At 60.2% G+C, this 259-nt stretch carries 1 pseudogene; it reads left to right on the top strand.

From position 1 onward, the window contains the following. Positions 1–259: pseudogene (locus HMPREF2726_RS12460) on the top strand (RHS repeat protein); the annotation flags it as partial.

The raw sequence follows: 259 nt of genomic DNA, 5'->3' as shown, positions 1-259 counted from the left end.
GCAAAGACCATACCGTCGTTACCGACGCATTGGGGCGGACGGAAGTGTACGGTTTCGACGAAAACCGGGAACTCGTCTACCGCATCGATGCCGACGGACAACGCAGCGACAGCGAACGCGACAGCTACGGCCGCATTACCGTAGAACGCGACCCGCTCGGACGCGAAACCCGCTATCTCTACGATACCGAAGGCAACGTCATCGCCATCACCGCGCCGGACGGCAGCAGCACCCAAATCGACTACCACGAAACCCTCAA

Origin of the sequence: Neisseria sp. HMSC074B07 (assembly GCF_001810355.1) — a bacterium.
Lineage (GTDB): Bacteria > Pseudomonadota > Gammaproteobacteria > Burkholderiales > Neisseriaceae > Neisseria.
Note: the sequence above shows the minus strand (reverse complement) of the source record. Positions and strands in the feature narration are given on the sequence as shown.